The organism is Gordonia sp. ABSL11-1 (assembly GCF_030315685.1).
Taxonomy (GTDB): Bacteria; Actinomycetota; Actinomycetes; order Mycobacteriales; family Mycobacteriaceae; genus Gordonia.
Genome location: NZ_JASXSI010000004.1, coordinates 54119 through 75041, shown reverse-complemented (window position 1 = coordinate 75041; position 20923 = coordinate 54119). Strand labels below are relative to the sequence as shown.

The following is a 20923-nucleotide window of genomic DNA, read 5'->3' as shown; positions in this document are numbered from 1 at the left end:
GTCCGAACCGATGGTCCCGAATGTCTTCTTCTGTCCTGCAAGACCGCATTGTCACAGTTAAGACGGTGTGACAACGGTTTCGATCAGGTTTCGAATCGCTGATTTTCGAGGTCGCGGCGCCGTAGCTGTTGACAGCCGTTGTGATCGCTCTTACCTTCCTGTTGCATACCAGAGGACGGTCAACGCCTTTGGTGAACACCCGCCCCAGAGAGGTATGTCATGACGAAACGTCCGTCGAAGGAGCCCGTTGGCGGTCTCCTCACCGAGTCCGCCAGTCCGCCCGCCACCGAGGACCTGGAGGTGTTCGACGACGTGACCGACACCGACCGCGCGGACAGTCCCGGGGGACGCGCGCACCCGCCGTCGCGGCGGCTCGGTTCGGTGTTCTGGACCGCTGCCGGCGTCTCGATCATCTTCATCGCGTGGGCGACGCTGTTCACCGACAACCTCAACACCGTGACCGCCGCGTCGTTGGATTGGGTGACCGGGACCTTCGGCTGGCTCTACCTGGTCGTCACCCTGGCGATCCTGGTGTTCCTCGTGTTCCTGGCGCTCAGTCCGGCGGGCGACCGTCGGCTCGGCAAGCCCACCGACCGCCCGGAGTTCAGCACGCCATCGTGGCTGGCGATGATCCTGAGCGCCGTGATGGGCATCGGACTGATCAGCTACGGCGTGGCCGAGCCGATCTCGCACCTGACGACTCCGCCGCGTGGTCTCGCCGCCCCCGGGTCGCCGGAGGCTGCGGTGCGTGCCATGCAGTACTCCTACTTCGACTGGGGCCTGCACGCCTGGGCCATCTTCGCCATGGTCGGCCTGGCCATCGCCTATTCAACCTACTGTAAGGGGCGTCGGACACTGGTCAGCCAGCTGTTCTATCCGCTGCTCGGTGAGCGTGTGAACGGACCGATCGGCAAGGGTATCGACGTCCTCGCCGTGTTCGCGACGCTGTTCGGCACCACGACCTCGCTCGGACTCGGTGCGCTGCAGGTGAACAACGGGCTGTCGAGCCTCTTCGGGATTCCGGTCAACAATGTCACGCAGGTCCTGATCATCGCCGCGGTCACCGCCGTCTTCACGATGTCCGCCGTGACTGGTGTCCACAAGGGCATCAAGTACCTCAGTCAGGCGAGCACCGGTCTCGCGATCGCCTTGTTCGTGTTCATGCTCATCGTGGGTCCGGCGGTGTTCATCGCGAACCTCTACATCGAGTCGATCGGCACCTGGGCGACGGACTTCTTCCGGATGAGTCTGCAGGGCAGCGCTTTCGGCGACCTCGCCTGGATGCAGGGCTGGACGTACTTCATGATGGCGTGGTGGGTGTCCTGGGGCGCCTTCGTGGGTGTGTTCCTCGCCCGGATCTCCAAGGGCCGCACCATCCGTGGATTCGTCGTCGGCGTGCTGGTGGTCCCGAGTGTCGTGTTCTTCACCTGGTTCACCGTCTTCGGTGGCACGGCGATCCACGTCGACATGTTCGAGGGCGGCGACATCGCGGCCCGCACCGCCGAGGATCTCAACAGTGCGTTCTTCGCGACGCTGGAGCATTTCCCGCTCAGCACGGTCACCTCGATCGTCGCGATCGCGCTCGTCGTGTTGTTCTTCATCTCGGGTGCCGATGCGAACACCTACGTACTGTCGATGATGACGTCGGGCGGATCGCTCACCCCGCGTCGCTGGGTGCTGATCCTGTGGGGTGTCCTCACCGGTGTCGTCTCGATCGTCCTGATGCTCGCCGGCGGTCTCAACGCCCTGCAGAACACGGTCATCATCGCCTCCCTGCCGTTCCTGGTGATCATCGCCGGCATCACCATCGCCTTCTGGAAAGAGTTCCTGACCGACAATCGCGCTCTGCGTGTGGAGGCCGTCGCGGCACGAGCGGCCGTGCGAGACCTGCAGGCCGAGAAGTGAGAGGAGTCGCCGACATGTCCGTGACCATCGATCGCGCCGGACGCATCCGCCAGATCTGGGATGCCGCCTGGGACCGGGGGCAGGTGGAGATACTCGATGACCTGCTGAGCCCCGATTACCGCCGGGTCGGCAGCTCCGGCGAGCTCCAGGATCGTCAGGAGTTCAAGGACTCCATCACCGCGACCCGGTTGGCGTTCCCCGAACTCGTCACCACGATCGACGAGATCGTCGTCGACGGGGACACCGCAGCCATCCGCTGGCACAGCCGGGGTACCCATCAGCACTCGTTTCTCGGGGTGCCGGCCACTCGCCGTGAGGTCACGGTCAGTGGTGCCACCTTCGCCCACTTCGCCGCCGACCGGATCGTCGACGAGTACGTGACCTGGGATCCACGCGCATTGCTCACCGCGCTCGGCATCATCAGCGTCGGACAGGATCAGTGATCACGTTGACCCTTCAGAGCCCGATCGCACAGCCCGACGTCGACGTCATGAAGCAGGTGAACCGGCAGTTCATCACCGGCGTGACCGTGGTGACAGCGATGGACGAGGACAAGCCACGTGGCCTTGCGGTCAACGCCTTCTCCAGCATCTCGCTGGACCCGCCGACGGTGATGGTCGCCGTGCAGCGCACCTCGTCGACGCATGACTGCCTGTTCCGTGCCACCAATCTCGCCATCAACATCCTCTCGGTCGGCCAGCTAGACGTCGTCTCCGTGTTCGCCACGAAGTCCGATGACAAGTTCGCCGGGTTGGACTGGGCGCCGGGGCCGTTCGGCAGTCCGCTGATAGCGCGGAGCAGCGCCCGGATGGAGGTGGAGATCCGGGAGCGTCTGCAGGCCACCACGCACACGCTGTTCGTCTGCCGAGTCCTGCACGCCGACGTCGACGACCGTGCACCGATGATCTACAGCGCAGGTAGATTCTTCGACAGCGATGCGCTGTCGCCTCTGAGCTGACGCATCGCACAGCGAACCGAAGGAGGACCACGGTGGGTGTCAACGGGGCGGGCAACGGATCGATCCAGGCCCGGCTGGTCACCGAGATCCGACGTCGGATCATCGACGGCAAGGTCTTGCCCGGCGTGAACATCTCCGAACTGGCCCTGGCCGAGGAGTTCGGGGTCAGCCGCACACCCGTGCGTGAGGCCTTCAAGCAGTTGCAGACCGAGGGACTCATCGAGATCCGTCCGCGCGTGGGCACATTCGTCACTGCTCCGTCGCGACGCGAGGTCACCGAGCTCTTCGAGATGAAGGAACTGCTCGAAGGTGCGGCCGCCCGACTGCTGGCGCAGCGGGGCCGGGTCCCGGAGGTCGAGCAGATGGAGGAGAACCTGCGCGAGGCCGACGCCGCCGTCGCCCGCAACGACCGCGCCCGATACGCCGAGCTGGTCGAGGAATTCCACAACCTGCTCATCGTCGGTGCCGACAACAAGAAACTCGAAGCGCACTACCGAACCTTGATGAACCAGCTCGCCTATGCGCGACTGGTGCACACCTCACTCAGTCAGCCCGGACGCGCCCTGCAGTCCGACCGCGAACACCATCGCGTGCTCGAACTCATCGTCGCCAAGGACGGTGACAGTGCCGAACGCGTCATGCGCGAACACGTCCGCGCCAGCCGACAAGCACTGCTCATCGGGCTCGAGGCAGAACACCACAGGACCGAGGACCCATGACGACCATGCTCACCCGCGCATCCGCCGACCACGACACGCAGATCTTCTCCGACGGGGCATCCGTCATCGTCGACGCCGACGGTGCGGTGCTGTCGTTTCCGGCGGCCACGGTGACCGCTGTCGCGCTGCATCATGCAATTCGTCTGTCTTCCGGCCTGATTCACGCAGCCATGCCGTCCTGGCTGTTGGATCGGCTGCGTGTCCCGGATCAGCCGGTCTTCGCCTCCGAGCGGTCCGACGCCACGTTCACCGTCGCCGTGGACGCGGCATCCGGCATCGGGACGGGGATCTCGGCGCACGATCGGGCCAGGACCCTCCGCGTGCTCGCCGACCGGGCGACCATCGCCGACGATCTCGTCCGCCCCGGCCATGTGCTGCCGGTGCGATGCGACGACGGCGGCTTCCGCGCACGCCGCCGATGCTGGGAACTCGCCGTCGACCTGGTTGTCGCCGGAGGGCTCCCACCGGTCGCGGTCGTCGCGCGCCTCGTCGACGACGACGGCGACGTGCTCGACGACGACGCCGCGCTGGCTTTCGCGGTCGACCACGGCCTTCAGGTGCACTGGGCGTAGCCCCGCCTGCATGAGCGTCACCGCTGGTGTGTGGTTGTCTGGATTATCCAGTTATCCACCCGTCAGCGGTGATCCTCATGCCGTCTCGGCAGGTGCCTTGGCTTTCGGCTTCCGCTTGCGGGGCCAGAGGTGGCGGCCTTCGCGGACGATCGTGAGCACCTGCTCCTCCGCGGCCTCCCAATCCGTGGTCACCGCGGCGTAGGTGAATCGCAGTGTGATGTAGCCCAATTCGGCCGCGCGTCGGTCGCGGCGCCGATCCTCGGCGTACTGCTCCTTCGTGCGGTGGTACTCCTCGCTGTCGACCTCGATGATGAGCCGGTCGCCGACGACGAGGTCTACGCGACCCAGCCCGGAGATCGCGACCTGCACCCGCACCTTGAGGCGCCGCGCTCGCAAACGCACGCGGACCATCGTCTCCGTGCCGGACTGCGCGCGCGCATCGCACTTGTCGAGCAGACGCTGTTTGGCCTTCGGCGCGGACCTCATTTCGGACCTCATCTCGTCGAGGGTCATCAGCTTCTGGTTGGCGATCGAATCGCACACGGCAACCAGATCTTCGCCGTCGAGACACCGGACAGCGTGGCGGAACGCGATGGGCACTTCGTCGACGGCCCCGTACTCGGGCTCCGGTCGTCCGTACTGCCGGCAGTAGGTGATCTTGCTCGGCGCGCGGTGAGCTCGGGAGTTCCCGCGCCGATGGATCGTCGTCGACGACCCGGGCACCCACACCTTGCGGTACCGCAGCGCGGTCAGGCACCCGACGACACCTCCCGCACGAACGACCTCGCTAGTTGTCGCGTCGGCACGCTTGTCCGCGTACCAGTCATGGCGCAGCAGTACGAGCTCTCCGTCCGCGAGCTGCCGGCGGATCTCTTTGCGGGTGAGCCCGCCCTCGATCAGTTCCGCGAACCTGTGCACCCCGATGTACTTCATCGGGACAGTGTCGACACCCCGACTTCGGACGACGGGTCGCGACGACAATCTGTGGACAAGTCCGGAAGCATCCCCAGAGCCATCGTCAATAATTCTTGACAACATCGCGATGTCAACATAACCTGACACCATGCACGACGAACAGACGACCGATACGGCACATGACGACGCCTCGAGCGCCGACCTCGCGGGAGACGCCGCGAGCAGCGACCCCGCCCGGGGGCTGGCCGCGGTCCGGGCGTTGCGCACACTGGCCGACCGACTCGAGGACGTCCAGGTCGCCAACGCCCGTGCCAACGGTTGGAGTTGGCAGGCGATCGCAGAGATTCTGCAGATCAGCCGCCAGGCCGTGCACCAGAAACATTCACACCGTGAGGTCCGCGCGAGCGGGCCAGAAGGAGACGAGAAAGATGTTTGAGCGAATCAACCGCGACGACAAGATGCTGCTGGCATTCGCCACGCAGGAGGCCGGCGACCTCGGTCACCGGCAGCTCGGAAACGACCACCTCATCCTGGGCATGTTGTGCAACGCCCGGAGCCCGCTGTTCAGCCTGCTCGGCGAACAGGGCTTGTCCCTGGCCCCGGCCCGGGAAGTGGTCGAGAAGTTCCATGCTGAGCGGGACGACGATGGAGACGAAGCCGCGACAACCGACGACGAGTCGGCGCAGCAACGTTACGAAGAAGATCGAGATGCTCTGCGCAGCATCGGAATCGATCTCGACAAGGTCCGCGAGGCCGTGCGCGGCCGCTTCGGCGACGACCTGTCCGACGGCTGGGCCGAGCGGCCTGAACGCGGACCCGGCCGACGCGGTCGGGGCGAGGGCCGCGGTCGTGGACGTGGACATCGGCACGGGCACGGCCCGCACCGCGGTCGCGGACCGCGGCCGGAGGGCTGGGGCCCGGGCTTCGGTTCGGGTTGGGGACCCGAGAACCCCGGTCCCGAGGGCTTCGGCCCCGGGTTCGGTCCGGGTGGGTTCGGCCCCGGCCCAGGCAGTTTCGGTCCCCGCGGACCGTTCGGCTGGGACGAGGGGCCGTGGGAGCCGGGCCGTGGACGCCGCGGTCCCCGTGGTCGCGGATCACGCCCGCGCTTCGGCAGCGGTCCGCGCGACGCGTTCAGTCGGGCGATCGAGATCGCGCGTGAACGCGGCGACCGCCGACTGCGCGCCGAGTACCTGCTGCTCGGGATCATCGACGCCGGCGACGATGCATCGCGCGCCCTGATCGAGTCGGCCACCACGGCCGGCGACCTCAAGGCCGCCGTGTGGGCGAGCCTTCCCGACGTCGAGGCCGGTGTATGACCGAGCCTGACTGATCGACGTCGGACCGAGGGTCCGATGACACGATCCGCACCATCACATGACCGCGGGCGTCGGCTTCTGGCCGGTGCCCGCGGTCATGTCCTCACCTCCATCTCGCAGATCGCGCGACGTCAGGAGATCAGGAATGTGCCGTTGAGCTGGCAGTTGACGTATCCGGCGCCTGGAACGTACTTCGCGTATGCGCCGCTGAGGGTGCCCAGTCCAACGCCGCGCGTCTCGACCTTGATTCCACCGCGAACCGTCGTCGCGGCGAAGTCGCCGTCGAGGCTGCCGGTGCCGAACGATACGACCTTGACGCTGTTCGGGTACGTGCCCGGACTTGTATCCGAGATGAACACCCCACCCGGAACCCCCACTGGCGCCGACGCCGTGCCGTCACCCGCACACGAGTTCGTCGCCCGCCCCAGTGCGGTCGCCGCGCCAGCAGTTCCGCCGCCGGTCCCGATGCGTGCGGCTCGCTCCCGTCGGCCGCCCGACCAAGGTGGCCGCCGACGACCCCTGTCTGCGTACCCGGCTTGTCGGCCTGCATCGATTCGAACTAATAATGTTCGATTGTGAGTGGTACGGCCGGGCAGCTACACGATCACTGCGAAGGAGCGGCAGGAGAAGGTGGTGCCCGGGTGGGCGCTGCGACCGGCAGACCCCGACAGGGGCAGGGACGTGCGCGGTGAATCTGCGGCGCCCGTCGGCCGTTCGACGGATGTCCGGTGCTCGACCGTCGGCAGGTTCACGCACTCAGGTGATACCGATGACCTTCACATACGCCGCATACTGACCGCATGGCTGCGATGACATCAGCGCGTCGTCTCGGCTTCGTCCGTTGGGATCGGCGCAGGATTATGTCTCACCGTGACCCGCCATCGGCGATGATTGTTCCCATGACCGAGGTGCCGAGCCGTGTGTGGCGCATAGGGGTGGTCGATGACCACGAGCAGATTGTCCGTGGATTGCGGGCCACGCTCGACGAGCAGGCCGACATGGAGCTGGTCGCGGGAGCCGAGACCGTGACCGGACTGCTCGCAACGGCGACCGACCTCGACCTCGTTCTCCTCGACCTGCGGCTCGGTGACGGCACATCGCCGATCACCAATATCGAGACCCTGCAGCAGGCCGGTATCCCGACGCTCGTGTACACCTCGGGCGACGAAATGTACATGGTGCGGCAGGCCGCCAGTGCCGGCGTGATGGGCGTCGTCCGCAAGAACGCCCGCGAAGACGAGTTGCTCGCCGCGATGCGTCAGGCGCTCTCCGGTGACACCGTGCCGAGCATCGACTGGGCTGCCGCGATCGACTCGGATCCGGGTTTCGTCGATCTCTCGCCTCAGCTGCGGCGGGTGCTCGAGCTGTATGCGGCCGGCGAGTCGTCGGCGCGAGTGGCCAAGGAGCTCGACATCTCCGCCGAGACGGTCACCGACTATGTCAACCGCATCCGCGGTCGCTACAACACCGCCGGACGTCCGGCGCCGACCAAGACCGATCTCTACAAGCGCGCGATCGAGGACGGATGGCTGCCCATCCCACGACGTTTTCGCCGTTGAACGGCGTTCATGACGAGCGCGACGAACAGGCGGGACGGCAGATCCTGCGGCTGATGTCGATCTTCGTCGCCGTCGGCTACCTCGCGTATGCCGTGATGACCGCGCCGATGCTCGTCGAATCGCTGGATGTCATGGACACGTGGTGGACGGTCTCGGCAGTCGCCCTGATCTTCGGCACTGGCGTCGCGCTCGGTCCGGTGAGTTGGGGCGCGAGTGTCCGGCGGATTCGGACCGCGGCTGCGACGGCCGCCGCGGGGTTCGTCGTCGCGCTTGCGCTGTGGCGATTCGGATGGAACGGGCAGCAGATCGATGCCGTCAGCGGCATCTGGTTCTCTCAGTTCCCGGGGCTCGCCGCGATCGCCGCGGCACTGGCGTTCCGTGCCGTGTTCGCCTTCGCCTACCTCGGAATCGTCAGTGCCATAACCATTCTGGTCAGCCATCAGATCCGGTCACCGGAGTTCAACGGACGGCTCCTACCCGACATCGCATGGTCGATCGCCTTCTCGTTGATCTTCGTCTCGGCGGCGGTGATGGCCATCCGCACTGCTGCCGTCCTCGACGCCACGCGAGCGCAGGCATACACCGCGACCGCCGCCGCCGCGGCGGCGAACGCGCGTTCCGCGGAACGCAGTCGTTTCGACGCCCTCACCCATGACAACGTGATGTCGACGCTGCTGCTCGCAGCCCGACAGGGCGCATCGACCGAGCTGGCGCAGAACGCGCGAACGGCTCTGGCCGCCGTCGATCAGGCGGCCGCCGGGGACGTCCGCCCCTCGGTCGGTGCCTTCGAGGCGATCGGGCAGATCCGGGCCGCCGTCGGGCTCATCGATCCGGCGCAGCATGTCACCGTCGTCGACGGGCAGCCGGAGGTCAGCTATCCCAGCGGTGCGGTGTCCGCCATCGCGACGGCCACGGCCGAGGCGCTCCGCAACAGTCTGCGCCACGCCGGGCCGGACGCGGTGGTGGAGGTGACGATCACCGCGACCGCGACGTCGTTGCGCGCCGACATCGCCGACAACGGAATCGGATTCGATCCGTCCCAGGTATCGGCGACGCGGCTCGGCATCGCAGTGAGCATCCGCGGGCGCATGGCCAAGGTGTGTGGCGGGACGGCGGACATCGACGCCTCCCCGGGCAGCGGCACGCTGGTGACGGTGGAGTGGTCGGCGTGACGCGCGCCAAGGTCGGGGGAGTCCCGCGCGAGGACGTTCGCGATCTCCTCGGGATGCGTCAACCGGGTGCATGGCTCGTGCTTGCCACATTCCTCGCGTCGACGTGGATCATGATCGCCTATGTCGTCGACGACGTGACCCACGTCTGGCCGATGATCGTCGCCGGCATCATCCTGTCGGCGTCGGCGGTGGCGATCGTGCTGGTACCCGGTGATCCGCTACCCACGAGTACGACGGTGGTGCTGACGTTCTCGGGCCCGCTCGCCTGTATCTGCGCGCTGGCGGTCACCTCGAGCGCGACGGCGGCCTCGGTCAGCGCCACCTGGATTCATGGCGGTGCGATCGCGGTGTACTGCTTCATGTGTGTGCGCGGACGCCGGATCGCGCCGTGGGCGGGCCTCGTCGGTGAGGCGATCGTGTTCGGGGCGTGGGGTCATCTGGTCGGCCGCTCCGTCGTCGAGAGTGCGGCGATCGTGGCGATCGATGCTGCGCCGCTGACGATGGCGACACTTTTCTCGTTCACCCTGCGTCCCACGGCGCGCGCGGTGTTCGCATTGCGGGCGAGGACGACAACCCAGGTGGCCCAGTTGTCGGCTGAAGCAGCGGCCGCAGAAGAACGCGCACACCAGGTCCGGTTCCTCGACGCGCTGGCCCGCCCGATGCTGGAGCGCATCGCGACCGGGCAGGAGCTGTCGGAGGAGGAACGCACCCAGTGCGCGCTGCTCGAGGCGCATCTGCGTGATCGGTTGCGCGCGCCGCTGATGTCGACGCTCGACCTCGACGGGCCCGCCTACCGGGCGCGCACCCAGGGTGTCGAGGTGGTGTTCATCGACGACTCCGGCGCCTCCCCGAGCGGAAACGGCAGTGACCCGGCGATCGAGCCGCGCGTGGCGTCGGCGGTCAGCGGGCTGGCCTCCGACGTACTCGACGAGGCAGATGAGGGCCAGATCTATGTGCGGGTGTCGCCGCCCGACCGGCCGATCGCGGCATCTGTGCTGCATCGGCGCACGGACGGATCGAGTGTACGTTCGGAGATCGACCGCTTCGGCGTGATCCGTTCCTACAGTTAGATATTTCGCGTCGCTAACGGTGCCCCCGGAATGCGGGGCACCCGCGTTGGGACCCCGAAAAGTCGCGTCTGTCCGCTGTCGGTACCCGCTCGTATGGTTTCTGTAGGTCGTGGCGAGTTGGTCGGGTCTCGCTCACGGCCCGGAGACGAGGAGAACGACAATGTTGAGTGACCGTGAGGTCGAGGTGCTGACGCAGTGGCTGATCTGCGACTCCAAGAAGGAGGCCGCGGCGGCGCTGTTCATCAGCGACGCCACGGTGAACACTCACCTGGCCCGTATTCGCGCCAAGTACGACGAGGCCGGCCGTCCCGCGGCCACCAAGATCGCGCTCCTCATCCGCGCGATCGAGGACGGGTACATCACCCTCAACCAGATTGCCCAGAGCGTCGGCGGAAACCTCGCCGCCACCCCCGTCGCGGACGCGCCCGCCGAGCCCACGATCCCGATCGCCGTCGGCGCCGAGCGCGTCGCACCGGTACCGCCGGTCGGGCGCCCGGGTCAGGTCGCCCAGGCGGGGACGATCGGTCAGGTCGCGCAGGCGGGTCAGGCCGGCCAGCTGCCGTGCCGATCGGTCGAAGGAATCCGCCGCGACCGCACCGTCCACTACCTGACCCCGCGCTCCGAACCCTCGCGTCGCGCCTGATCGGGTACGGGGCCTCGCGGAGTCGAGTAGCGCCGACATGAGCGTCACCGCTGGTGTGGCAATGACTGGATAACCCAGACATCACCACGCCAGCGGTGATCCTGGCGTCAGCCGACCTGGACTCAGCCGAACGGGATCTCGACGATCTGCTTCGGGATCTCCCCGTTCAGCGTGTCCTCGACGACGCCCTTCGCTGCCGCAGTGAGGCACGCGGCGCCGAAGCCGGAGAACCCGGTCAGCACAGCCCCGCCGACCGCACCCGGTACCGCGCCGAATCCGCCTGCGAAGAACCCGGCGACACCCGCGGTGATCGCGCCCACCACTGCTGCGGTGAGAGCGGGCATCAACCCCGACGACACGCACCGCTGCGCTGCATTACCGACCTGATTCGCGGTGAACGCTGCGATGTTCGCGCCGATTCGGATCGCGTTGTCGGACAGAAACGAGACGGACTTTCCGGCTTTGGTGATGGTCGCCGACAACGGCTGGACCACGCCGTCGACGACGACTTTCGGCACGAACTCCGCCGCGACCTCACCCGCGGCGTCCACCAGTCGAACTGCGCCGGTGGTCTGGTCGAGCACGAAGGTGCCGGCGCTCACGGAGACGACCGCCCCCTTCGCCTTGATCGTGGTGGCGGTGACCTTGCCGAACGCAGCGATCGGACCCGACGGTGCGGCGTACGCCGACTGCGACAGCGGACTCGACTGGGTGAGTCCGACGACCGCGGCGATCGCGATGAGCGCGACCGACACCTTTGCGAAGACCCTGCGAGAGACGCGATCCCGCACTGACCCTGGCGTGCCCCGACGCACTGCGATGGTCACCGGCGATTCCTTTCGTCCGAACTCCCGGTCGGGAGACGGTCAGAGTCTAGGGCCGCCACACGCACGCGCCGATGTCCTCATCGTGAAGGTCCGACGACGCTGCAGGTCAGCGGCAGATTGGAGATTCCGGACCGGAGCCGGCGCCCGCAACGACCGCGCCGGATCTCACCTGGCACACCCGATCACCGCGGCCTTCGCCAGCCCGCCGTACTGATACGCGTACTGGTAGGCCCACTGCCGCAGCGGACGGGAGTAGTCGCGGGGGACGCTGCGCATCACGACCTCGCCGTCGAAGCACTGTCCGAAGATGTAGCGGGCCCGGACCATGTGGTAACGCCAACTGATCACGATGACCGAATGCCACCCGCGCTGTTTCGCCATCCGCTGCACGAACATCGCCTCACCCTGCGTCGTCGACGGATCGGGTACAAAACAGATCACCTCGACGGTCCGTGTGCCCGCGTCGCAGACGCGATCCATCAGTTTCTTGTCCCACGGGTTGTACGGCCGGTAAGGGTCCGAGATCAGGACGGTGTCCGCGTAGCCCTCGTCGGCCAGGCGCAGACCGTAGTCCTCGCGGCCGTCGTGTTCACCGCCGAGCACGACGATCGCGTCGGCCGGACGCAGCGCATCCTGATGTTCACGATTGAAGAGTTGGTAGCCAACCGCCCCGATGACGGCGACGAGTGCCAGTGCGACGAGGACGATCACGGCGGCCGAGCGGAGTCGAGACCGCCGCCGCACCATCATGAATCAAATTGTGCATGTCGCCCGCCGACGACGCGTTCCGGAGTACCGCAGATCACACACGATGTCAGAGGAACAGAGCTACCGCGGTCAGCACCGCCCATGCCAGCATCGCCTGACCGGTTGCGCCGAGTGACGGGATGAGGCCGGGTCCGAGCGCGCCGCCGCGAACCGGCTTCAGCGCCACCCACACCAGGGGAGCGGCCAGCAGACCCAGCAACGCCCACGGCGTCACCGGAACGAGAGCGACGCTCACGATCAGTGGGACGACGAGCAGGGCGGCGAAGAGGATGCGAGTTCGTCTGTCGCCGAGCCGGACCGCGAGAGTGATTTTCCCCGATTCGATGTCGCTCGGGATGTCTCGCAGGTTGTTGACGACGAGCACCGCAGACGAGATGCTGCCGACCGCGACCGCGCACAGCAGACCGGTCCCGTCGACCGAACCGCCCACGACGTACTGCGTGCCGAGCACGGCGACCAGTCCGAAGAAGACGAACACGGCGATCTCGCCGAGCCCGATGTAGCCGTACGGCTTGTCGCCGCCGGTGTAGAACCAGGCGCCGGCGATACAGATGGCGCCGACGACGACCAGCCACCACGCCGTCGTGATCGCGAGGGCCAGTCCGCACACGGCACCGAGCGCGAAGCACGCGAATGCGGCACGTTTGACCGCCGACGGTGACGCGGCGCCGGAACCGACGAGGCGCATCGGGCCGACGCGGTCGTCGTCGGTGCCGCGCACGCCGTCGGAGTAGTCGTTGGCGAAGTTGACGCCGATGATGAACGCCACCGCCACCACCAGGGCGAGGACCGCCTTCCACCAGACGACGCCGCCCAGTTCACGCACGGCGCCGACACCGACGATCACCGGAGCGATCGCATTGGGCAGCGTGCGCGGACGCGCGCCTTGGATCCACTCCTTCGGGGTTGCCACGGGTCGATCTTTCCACGTGGCTCAGTCACGCCGACGACGGCGCCGCGACCACCGTCGACCGCCGGCCGTCTGGGTCCGCCAGAGCGCGAACGCCGCGATGGCGAACCCTGCGACCGCCAGCAGATCCGACTCGGTGATCCCGTGCCGCTCGCTGAGCACGAGAAGCGTCCGGCCCTCGAGCGGTCCGTTCCACACGATCCACACCCCGGACACCACGACGAGCACGACCGCCGACCACCGTCCCGGCCGCGCGAGGCACCACGCACCACAGGTGAAGAGCAACGCCATGAGTACCAGCGCATGGAACGGGTCGACGGATCGCATCCGTCCAGTATCCGGGCGATTGCTGAGGGGACTCACAGGAAGCCGCACCCCGCCATCCACTCCAGGTCGGCTCGACGGCCGCAACATGGGTGACCCGCCGCAGGAGATCCGAAACGATCTTCAGGTGGTCGAACCGGTCGGTGGCCGGCAACTTCCGAGGCGTCTGGACTCAGACTGCTCAATACATCGTTCGTACGCACAATCTTTCGGGGAGGTTGACATGAAGAACGCTCGTACACGCATGGCGCCGACGACACGTCCACCGGGTCCGCGGACAAGTCGAGCGGTTCCTCCAGTGGGTCGGCCACCGGATCGTCGGACCTCATCGGCGACGCCGACAGATGGCAGATGACGGCGAACGTAACGCCCACCGTTACGTTCGCCGTCATCTACCCGAACGCCACCGGCCCTACTTCTGCGAACTCATCGCCGCCAACGAGGAGCGGAAGGCGTCGATGCTGGCCGACGTCGAGTTGAAGCGCCAATCTCGTTGCGTGTCGGCCTGATACCAGAGGAACGCCTCGAGCCGGGGCTCGTTGTCGATCAGGGTGAAGAAGTCGCGAATCCAGTTGGCCTTCAGGCCGAGTTGTGGCGCGGTCGCGCAGGCGACCTCGGTGATCAGCATCGGGTGATCGCCGTCGAGTTCACGTAACACGGCCAGACTCGTGCCGAACAGGTCCGCCGCCGGCGTCCAGCGGTGGCCGTCGGCGTCACCCCAGTTGTAGCCATCGAGCGCGACGTAGTTGACCTCGTTGGCGTCGGGATAAGCCTCGGCGAAGGGCTTCGTCTCTGTGGTCAGCACCGCAGGCGCCCAGACGAACCGGATGTTGCCGGTGCCCTCGGTGCCGACGACGGTCCGCATCCGCGACCACGCCCCGCGGTAGTCGCGGGCGGTGTTGCCGTTGACGCCGAGCGACCATGGGTACGCCGCGGTGTTCATCTTCGGGGCGAACCGGAACAGCACAGGCCTGCCCCAGGCCGTGAGTTCCGCACCCCAGCGGCGCAATTCGCGGTCGAAGTCGCCTGCGGCGATGCGCTGCAACGCGTACTCGGGCTGGTTCGGGCCCTGGCCGGCCAGCCATGGCTCCACGGTCAGAAGAGGAGTCGACCCAGCGGTCACGATGGCGTCGAATTCGGGGATCGGGGCGGGTTCGCCGATCGCGGCATACCGATGGAGGTACCGCGGGTGGACCTCAGCGAGGGCCGCGAGCTGTTCGATGGGTGAGTCTGCAGACCCGTCCGACGGCAGCACGGTGGGGATATAGGCGCCCCAGGCCCGGGCCCGCATCGCATCGCTCGTGGCCGCGGAGGAACACGCTGCCACTGTGAGTCCGGCCAAGCCGACCGCGGTGATGCGGAGGAGATCGCGACGGGTCAGATCACGTGGCGGATGTGATGGCCTCGCATTCATGGTCAATATTGTTGCGCCTTCGAGTGCATTTCTCTAATCGACATTCCTGAACCTCCATCACGGCAATCCTGAGGCGATTGTTCCGACGTCGACACAACCGGCAATCCTGGATGAAATCTGTTGCTGCACTGTAGGTATGGTATTCCTTCACAACTGAACTGAAGAGACCTTCATTTCTCAACAATTGTTGTGTTCGAGCATTTGTTGATGGTCGACGATGACCCCGAGGCGTGCCACGTAACATCGAGGCAATGTCGGACGATTGTCCGAGGAGCATGAAGTGTTGATGAAGCAAAGGATGACGAAGTGCGTGCGCGGTCGGTAACGAAGATCTCTCGGGGCAGTTGGACGGCGGTGGGTGTGGGTGTCGCCGTCGTCGCAGGCCTCGTCGCCGTCGGAGCGGTCTCCGGTGAAGAACCTCGGTCCGTGACCTCTGCTACCACCTCGACGACGACCCCATCGACCACGCTCGCCACCTCCACGTCGGCGAGTCCGATGCCTGCGCCGACGATGCAGCAGGTGTCCCGAGGTCCGAGCACCATGTCGGCGACCGCTGCCGACAGCTCGCTCGCGAAGCTCCAGACGCTGGCCGTGAAGGGCCGCGCCCCCAAGACCGGCTACTCGCGTGAGCAATTCGGTCAGGCCTGGACCGACGACGTCACCGTCGCCGACGGGCACAACGGCTGCGACACCCGCAATGACATCCTGCGCCGCGACCTCACGTCGCTCACGATGAAGCCGGGCTCCCACGGTTGCGCGGTGCAGACCGGCACCCTGAACGACCCGTACACGAACTCCACGATCGCGTTTCAGCGCGGGGCGTCGACGTCGTCGGCGGTGCAGATCGATCACGTCGTCGCGCTGTCGGATGCCTGGCAGAAGGGTGCGCAGCAGCTCAGCGCGATGGAACGCCGCAACCTCGCGAACGATCCGCGCAACCTGCAGGCCACCGACGGCAGCGCGAACCAGCAGAAGGGTGACGGCGACGCGGCCACCTGGTTGCCCTCGAACAAGTCGTATCGGTGCGTGTACGTGTCCCGCCAGGTCGACGTCAAAGCGGTGTACCGCCTCTGGGTGACGCGGGCGGAGAAGGACGCGATGACGCACATCCTCACCGGATGCGGGGCGACGCCGGTGGAGACGTCGGAACCGTCGGAAACCGCCACGCGGACAGCCACACCCGTGCCGACGACTCCTGCGCCGACCGCGACCCGCCCCCCGGCGACGCAGACCCCGATGTATGTCGCACCACCGCAAGACGACAGGGTCAGCGCCTACTACAAGAACTGCTCGGCGGCGAGAGCTGCCGGAGCGGCCCCGCTGTATCGGGGCCAACCCGGCTACCGCAGCGCCCTCGACCGCGACGGTGACGGCGTCGCCTGCGAATGATCTCCTTCGCGCCTGTCGTCGTCGAGAATCGTTGACCCAGATGGCACGTCAGCGCGAAGTCGAGGCGACTGTCGACACGGCGTCGCGCCGTGGTGACACCTGGGTCAGGCGTTGAGGCCGATAGCCCTCCGACGCCCCGCGGGATTCGATGATGGGAGTGGCGACGACGACCGCCGATGTCCCCGAATCGCCACGACCACGACGACACCGGTCACCACGCCGATGAGCGTGTCCCATCCGCGGGCGGTGAGCAGCACAGCCGGATCAGATGGGTCGGCGAGTTCGGTCATCAGCATGATCAGCGGGGTGAAGAAGCCGATGGCCACCGCATAGTGGCGCGTCATGAACAGTTCGGTGGGGAAGAGCAGCGCCATCATGAGTGCGGCCAGCGCGGACGGACCCAGATCCGCGGCGAGCAGCGCCGCGGCGACGACGAGACCCGCGGCCGTGCCGACGACCCGATGAATCGCGCGCACCAGCACCAGCCGGACTTCGCCCTCAGATGGTCGCCCGACGTCCATCGCGCCCAGGGGCACGGCTGCGGCCGCCATCGCCCAGTTCGCGTGATCGAACCCGAACACCATGCCCAGTGCTCCGGCGGCGCCGACGGCGACCGCATAGCGGACCGCGTGCACACACGCACCGCGCGGCAGGCGACGAACCTCACGCGATGGGCCCTCGCGCGGTACGCCGATGAGCCCGATCGCTACTGCCAGCGCGGCGGTGGCAGCGCAGATGCCGATCGCGACCGCAGGAGCGACGAGCGACGGCGGTACCGTGGCCGTGGCGCCGAGAGCGAAGAGGAAGAAGAACGGCCCCACGGGTCGGAGCCGGAGCCGATCGGCCAGCAGGGAGCTGAGCGCCGCGAACGTCGATCCGACAGCCACGAGCACCCATCCGGACACCGTCCATGCCGACAAGAGCACGCCGATGACGACACCGGCGGTCAGCAGACAGGCGGCCTCGAGCTGTTGTCGGAGACGGGTCGCGCCGATATCGGTGCGGCCGTACATGCCTGCGAACGAACCGAACGCCGCGTACACCATCAAGTCCGGCCGGCCCGCGATGAGCAGGACCATGCCCGGGACCGCGAGACCTGCCGCCACGCGCAGGGCGTGGCGGTGGTCGTGTCCGTCGGGTCGTAGTGTTTCTGACCTCACGGTCGGTCTCCGTTTCGCCGGTTGTCGCTCAGTCCGCGGCGTGCCGACGCTGCCCGACCATGGTCCGTCGCGCCGAGTCGTCGTGTCCAAGACGCCGTGCTACTCGGTCGATAGGAGTCGCCTATCGACCGTGCTAGAACGGGTGGATGCAGTTCCGTCAACTCGAGTACTTCGTGGCCTTGGCCCGGGAGCAGCACTTCGCGCGTGCCGCCGCTGCATGTTTCGTGTCGCAGCCGGCGTTGTCGGAGGCGATCCGCAAACTCGAGCGTGAACTCGGCGTCCCGCTCGTCCGACGCGGCTCCAGTTTCGAGGGACTCACGCCGGAAGGCGAACGGCTCGTGCTGAGCGCACGACGAATTCTGGCCGAACGTGACTCACTCGAGCACGAGGCCGCGACCCTCCACACCGGCCTGACGGGCGAACTGCGGCTCGGGGTGATCCCGGCGGCGACCACCGTCGTCGCCGACCTCGTCGACCCGTTCTGCGACGCTCACCCGCTGGTTCGGCTGCGAATCGAATCCGCGTTGCGCTCCGACGACATCGTGGACCGCCTACGCCGGTTCGAACTCGACGCGGGAATCCTGTACACCCACGGGGTCGACACGAGCGGACTGGTGTGCCGACCGCTGTACGACGAGGAGCATGTGCTCGTCATCGGCGATGGCCTCGGCCCCGCCAGAGTCGAATCGATGAGCTGGCCGGAGATCACTGACCTCCCGATGTGCTTGCTGCGCAAAGGAATGCGTGGACGAGACCGAATCGATGAGGTGGCTGCGTCCCAGGGTGTGACGATCACGCCGCGGCTGGAGGCCGACGCGATCTCCACCCTGCTGGCGCTCGTCGCACGAGGCGGTTGGGCCAGTATCGTCCCGCGCGCCTGGGTGCGGCGACGAGGCGAGCAGACGCCGTACCACGTCGTCGACCTCGACGACCCTGAGTTGAGCGGGCATGTGGCGTTCGTCCGCGTCGACGTCGATCCGGCGCCGGTGCTGGTGAAAGCTCTGGAGCAGGTGGGCTTCGGAACTCGCTGAGCGACGCGATCGGCGACATGCAACCCGTGTTGTAAGGCCTCGATCCTCAACGGAAGTTGGAAGACATTGCGCCACTGATGTTTTCCCGTCGTCCACATGGCGTCGTGCTGGAAGGTTTGTTACCGTGGCGATACGTCCGTCGGGGCGGTGCCAGCGGAATGTTCGGAGCGCTTACGCGCGAACTCCCCCCTTTCGCGTGAGTGACCACTGGCAACGTGGACGTGGAGGCGCCGCGTGCACTGGCTTGAACTTCCGAGCGCGCGGCGCCTCAACACGGTGCGGCGGGGGTCAGGTGCCTGTGATCACGGCAGCGGCAGACAGAAGCCCGCGATGCAGATCGTCTTCGGTCCGCCGGGCGCGGTCGGCGCCGGTGCGGGAGTGGACGGCTCGGTGCTGGTGGTTCCCGGAACGTCGACACGGAGTGGCGTCGTTGCGGTCGCAGGTTTGTTGCCGAGCGGTGGGTTGGTGCCCCAGTACTCTTCGGCGGCCGGGTCGCCCGGCGGCAGTGAGATGGTGCCGCAACCCCAGTAGACGTCGTAGCTGCCGTCGGGGATGGTGGTCGAGCCGGCCGGCCGAGGGGGTGTGCCCACCGACAGTCGCATCTCGAGGTTCTTCGTGCTGCCCGGCACGATCAGCGCGCTGAGTTCCTCGGGAGTCTGGTAGCCGAACTTGACCTGATCGGCGGACGGCTTCGCATCGGCCGGGACACCGAAGATCTCGCAACCGATCCGCTTGGCGGCGCTGTTCTTGACGGTCAGCGTGATGACACTGCCCGACACGGACGACGTCGCGGTGACGTCGGCCGGCGCAGCCGACGCGGTCGGAGCCATCGCGGCGGCGAGTATGGCAGCGCCGAGTGTGGTTGTGCCGAATGTCGTACGGATTCTCCTGGTCATGGTCGGACTCCTTGGGGATATCGAGAACGTCGTGCGTGGCGCATGAGAACACCCGGGACGTTCATTTCTCACAACACTCGTTGGATGATCACGAGACGCAGATCCGCAGCCGAATTGCAACGCCTGCAGTACAATTCACCCGACTCGGGACAGCCATCCACGCAAGGTTCTGTACGGCCGATGGTTGTCGACATCATTCTTGCACTCTCTGTCCGATTCTGCAGAATACGTTTCCGTTGCTCATTGTGCGCGGCAAGGAGACGTGATTCAGATGTCGGACGGTTCGTTGCATCTCAGTCGCGGGTCATGAGCCGTACACTCCGTAGCGGAAAGGGGGGCGGTTGAGTGGAACTCGAGGTCGACGGGATCGAACAGGCGGTGTCCACAGGTGCGCTTCCTGGATGGGAGCGAGTCGACCACCTCGTGGGATCGGCGTATGAGAGGTACCGATCGCGGACCGCAGGTGCAGTGGCCGACTACATCCCCGCCCTCGCTCGTGTGGATCCGGACCTGTTCGGGGTTGCCGTCGCCGATGTCGGTGGACGTGTACACACCATCGGTGCAGCGGGCCACGACTTTTCCATCCAATCGATTTCGAAGGCCTTCGTCTACGCATTGGTGTGCGATGCGTTGGGACATACAGTGGTTGCGGATCGAGTCGGTGTGGACAACACCGGTTTCGGATTCAACTCGGTCATCGCGATCGAGCTGAACAACGGGCATCCGATGAATCCCATGGTGAATGCGGGGGCCTTGGCGACCACGGCATTGGTGCCGGGCGAGACCCCGGCGGCACAATGGGAGTACATCCGCACCGGGGTGTCGCGCTTCGCGGGCCGGTTCCTCGAACTCGACGGGGACGTGTACCAGTCCGAGATGCTCACCAACCAGCGGAACAAAGCGATTGCCCGACTGCTGGAGAGCTACGGCCGCATCACCATCGATCCACTCGATGTGGTCGATGTCTACACCCGGCAGTGCTCCCTGTTGGTCAACGCCCGCGATCTCGCGATCATGGGCGCCACTCTCGCCGACGGCGGCGTCAATCCCATCAGTGGTCAGCAGGTCGTGAGTCCACACGTCTGCCAGGACACACTGTCCGTGCTTGCCGCGGCGGGCATGTATCAGCGCTCGGGAGAGTGGTTGTACGAGATCGGACTACCGGCGAAGTCGGGAGTGGCCGGCGGAATCGTGGCCGTGGCTCCGGGCAAGGGCGCAATCGGCACTTTCTCACCTCGCCTCGATGAAGCCGGCAACAGCGTCCGAGGGCAACGGGCGACCGCATACCTGTCTCGTACGCTCGGCCTGAACGTCTTCGCGTCGGCGGCCACCACCCGTCACCTCCCACAACCGTGACCGAGAAGGAGTTCCGCTT

At 66.7% G+C, this 20923-nt stretch carries 23 protein-coding genes; 14 read left to right on the top strand and 9 right to left on the bottom strand.

Annotation, left to right across the window (positions count from 1 at the left end):
* The first annotated feature begins 219 nt into the window (after positions 1–219).
* The 5 genes from QSJ19_RS05880 to QSJ19_RS05860 are packed head-to-tail and all read left to right on the top strand — an operon-like array spanning position 220 to position 4154.
* Positions 220–1905, top strand: a complete 1686-nt coding sequence (locus QSJ19_RS05880) for a BCCT family transporter (RefSeq protein ID WP_286318979.1) — start codon at positions 220–222, stop codon at positions 1903–1905.
* A 14-nt stretch (positions 1906–1919) separates the two neighbouring features.
* Positions 1920–2348: an ester cyclase gene (locus QSJ19_RS05875; RefSeq protein ID WP_286318977.1), complete on the top strand. Its 429-nt coding sequence runs from the start codon at positions 1920–1922 to the stop codon at positions 2346–2348.
* A gap of 5 nt (positions 2349–2353) precedes the next feature.
* Positions 2354–2863, top strand: coding sequence for a flavin reductase family protein (locus tag QSJ19_RS05870; RefSeq protein WP_286318975.1), 510 nt, complete (start codon positions 2354–2356; stop codon positions 2861–2863).
* Between the two features lie 32 nt (positions 2864–2895).
* Positions 2896–3582, top strand: a complete 687-nt coding sequence (locus QSJ19_RS05865; RefSeq protein WP_286318973.1) for a GntR family transcriptional regulator — start codon at positions 2896–2898, stop codon at positions 3580–3582.
* Positions 3579–4154: a 3,4-dihydroxy-2-butanone-4-phosphate synthase gene (locus QSJ19_RS05860; RefSeq protein WP_286318972.1), complete on the top strand. Its 576-nt coding sequence runs from the start codon at positions 3579–3581 to the stop codon at positions 4152–4154. Before QSJ19_RS05865 ends, QSJ19_RS05860 begins: the two co-directional genes overlap by 4 nt.
* A 75-nt stretch (positions 4155–4229) precedes the next feature.
* Here the strand turns inward: QSJ19_RS05860 and QSJ19_RS05855 are convergent, their stop codons facing one another.
* Positions 4230–5087, bottom strand: coding sequence for a DUF559 domain-containing protein (locus QSJ19_RS05855; RefSeq protein ID WP_286318971.1), 858 nt, complete (start codon positions 5085–5087; stop codon positions 4230–4232).
* A 130-nt stretch (positions 5088–5217) separates the two neighbouring features.
* Between QSJ19_RS05855 and QSJ19_RS05850 the strand changes: the two genes are divergently transcribed.
* Positions 5218–5505, top strand: coding sequence for a helix-turn-helix domain-containing protein (locus QSJ19_RS05850; protein ID WP_286318969.1), 288 nt, complete (start codon positions 5218–5220; stop codon positions 5503–5505).
* The gene (locus tag QSJ19_RS05845; RefSeq protein WP_286318967.1) at positions 5498–6385 is read left to right on the top strand and encodes a Clp protease N-terminal domain-containing protein; all 888 of its coding nucleotides are present in this window, start codon (positions 5498–5500) and stop codon (positions 6383–6385) included. Before QSJ19_RS05850 ends, QSJ19_RS05845 begins: the two co-directional genes overlap by 8 nt.
* A gap of 131 nt (positions 6386–6516) precedes the next feature.
* On the opposite strand, the gene QSJ19_RS05840 is transcribed toward QSJ19_RS05845, so the two are convergent.
* Complete coding sequence (locus QSJ19_RS05840; protein WP_286318966.1) at positions 6517–6744, bottom strand: hypothetical protein; 228 nt, start codon at positions 6742–6744, stop codon at positions 6517–6519.
* Positions 6745–7284: 540 nt separating this feature from the next.
* On the opposite strand from QSJ19_RS05840, the gene QSJ19_RS05835 reads away from it, so the two are divergent.
* The 4 genes from QSJ19_RS05835 (at position 7285) to QSJ19_RS26755 (ending at position 10829) form a co-directional block, all read left to right on the top strand.
* Positions 7285–7944, top strand: coding sequence for a response regulator (locus QSJ19_RS05835; RefSeq protein ID WP_286318964.1), 660 nt, complete (start codon positions 7285–7287; stop codon positions 7942–7944).
* Positions 7911–9116, top strand: coding sequence for a sensor histidine kinase (locus tag QSJ19_RS05830; protein WP_286318962.1), 1206 nt, complete (start codon positions 7911–7913; stop codon positions 9114–9116). The genes QSJ19_RS05835 and QSJ19_RS05830 overlap by 34 nt, the downstream gene beginning before the upstream one ends.
* Complete coding sequence (locus QSJ19_RS05825; RefSeq protein ID WP_286318961.1) at positions 9113–10186, top strand: DUF8320 family protein; 1074 nt, start codon at positions 9113–9115, stop codon at positions 10184–10186. Before QSJ19_RS05830 ends, QSJ19_RS05825 begins: the two co-directional genes overlap by 4 nt.
* A gap of 160 nt (positions 10187–10346) precedes the next feature.
* Positions 10347–10829, top strand: a complete 483-nt coding sequence (locus tag QSJ19_RS26755) for a response regulator transcription factor (RefSeq protein ID WP_353507120.1) — start codon at positions 10347–10349, stop codon at positions 10827–10829.
* Between the two features lie 122 nt (positions 10830–10951).
* Here QSJ19_RS26755 and QSJ19_RS05815 read toward each other — a convergent pair whose 3' ends face one another.
* From QSJ19_RS05815 to QSJ19_RS05795, 5 genes are all read right to left on the bottom strand, one after another.
* Complete coding sequence (locus QSJ19_RS05815) at positions 10952–11656, bottom strand: DUF8020 domain-containing protein (RefSeq protein WP_286318960.1); 705 nt, start codon at positions 11654–11656, stop codon at positions 10952–10954.
* Positions 11657–11821: 165 nt separating this feature from the next.
* The gene (locus tag QSJ19_RS05810; protein ID WP_286318959.1) at positions 11822–12406 is read right to left on the bottom strand and encodes a YdcF family protein; all 585 of its coding nucleotides are present in this window, start codon (positions 12404–12406) and stop codon (positions 11822–11824) included.
* 64 nt (positions 12407–12470) lie between these two features.
* The gene (locus QSJ19_RS05805) at positions 12471–13337 is read right to left on the bottom strand and encodes a 1,4-dihydroxy-2-naphthoate polyprenyltransferase (RefSeq protein ID WP_286318958.1); all 867 of its coding nucleotides are present in this window, start codon (positions 13335–13337) and stop codon (positions 12471–12473) included.
* Positions 13338–13358: 21 nt separating this feature from the next.
* Positions 13359–13661, bottom strand: a complete 303-nt coding sequence (locus tag QSJ19_RS05800) for a hypothetical protein (protein WP_286318957.1) — start codon at positions 13659–13661, stop codon at positions 13359–13361.
* Positions 13662–14070: 409 nt separating this feature from the next.
* Positions 14071–15072 carry a glycoside hydrolase family 26 protein gene (locus QSJ19_RS05795; RefSeq protein WP_286318956.1) on the bottom strand — a complete coding sequence of 334 codons (1002 nt, stop codon included), beginning with the start codon at positions 15070–15072 and terminating at the stop codon, positions 14071–14073.
* A gap of 306 nt (positions 15073–15378) precedes the next feature.
* Between QSJ19_RS05795 and QSJ19_RS05790 the strand changes: the two genes are divergently transcribed.
* Complete coding sequence (locus QSJ19_RS05790) at positions 15379–16461, top strand: GmrSD restriction endonuclease domain-containing protein (RefSeq protein ID WP_286318953.1); 1083 nt, start codon at positions 15379–15381, stop codon at positions 16459–16461.
* Positions 16462–16565: 104 nt separating this feature from the next.
* On the opposite strand, the gene QSJ19_RS05785 is transcribed toward QSJ19_RS05790, so the two are convergent.
* Positions 16566–17567, bottom strand: a complete 1002-nt coding sequence (locus QSJ19_RS05785; RefSeq protein ID WP_502876106.1) for an FUSC family protein — start codon at positions 17565–17567, stop codon at positions 16566–16568.
* Positions 17568–17767: 200 nt separating this feature from the next.
* Between QSJ19_RS05785 and QSJ19_RS05780 the strand changes: the two genes are divergently transcribed.
* Positions 17768–18652 (top strand): LysR family transcriptional regulator, encoded by an 885-nt coding sequence (locus QSJ19_RS05780; RefSeq protein ID WP_286318950.1) that lies wholly within the window; start codon positions 17768–17770, stop codon positions 18650–18652.
* Between the two features lie 302 nt (positions 18653–18954).
* Here the strand turns inward: QSJ19_RS05780 and QSJ19_RS05775 are convergent, their stop codons facing one another.
* Positions 18955–19548, bottom strand: a complete 594-nt coding sequence (locus tag QSJ19_RS05775) for a hypothetical protein (RefSeq protein WP_286318949.1) — start codon at positions 19546–19548, stop codon at positions 18955–18957.
* Between the two features lie 345 nt (positions 19549–19893).
* Between QSJ19_RS05775 and glsA the strand changes: the two genes are divergently transcribed.
* Positions 19894–20904: a glutaminase A gene (gene glsA, locus QSJ19_RS05770; protein WP_286318948.1), complete on the top strand. Its 1011-nt coding sequence runs from the start codon at positions 19894–19896 to the stop codon at positions 20902–20904.
* Positions 20905–20923 lie beyond the last annotated feature (19 nt).